Source organism: Vibrio anguillarum, from assembly GCF_001989995.2.
GTDB lineage: Bacteria > Pseudomonadota > Gammaproteobacteria > Enterobacterales > Vibrionaceae > Vibrio > Vibrio anguillarum.
Window position 1 is genome coordinate 1 of sequence record NZ_JAHGUP010000112.1, and the last position, 401, is coordinate 401.

At 48.1% G+C, this 401-nt stretch carries 1 protein-coding gene; it reads right to left on the reverse strand.

All coding sequences use genetic code 11. The annotated features are described in order from the left end of the window. On the reverse strand, positions 1-400 hold a 400-nt coding region (locus PL85_RS17000; RefSeq protein WP_327795944.1), incomplete at its 3' end, for an IS66 family transposase. Position 401 lies beyond the last annotated feature (1 nt).

Consider the following 401-nt stretch of genomic DNA (forward strand, 5'->3'; position numbering starts at 1 on the left):
CGGGCGTAAACTCAAGCTTTTCACTGCGGTCTTCGCTGATTTTATGCAAAGCGTGTTGGCAGCATGAGCACTGTTTGTCGTGCTCATCTAGGTCAAGCTCGATAATTTCACGTGGCAAGTCTTTAGGAAGCGGTTGACGTTTACCACGACGTTTGATTGTCGTCGTGGTGATAACCTCATCTTCCGATTTCGCCGCTTCACATTCCGCCTCATTAAAGAGGTCACCCTGTGCTTCGTTATACGGTTTTAACGCTTCCGAGCGTTTGGCGAATTGACGGTCAAGGGCCAGTTTAAACTGCTCAATTAAGGATTGGCGCTCTTGTTGCCACTCTTTTTTCTCCGACATCAACGCTTTCACTATGGCTAGAAGCGCGGCGATGTCTTGGCTTTCTGGGTTAATA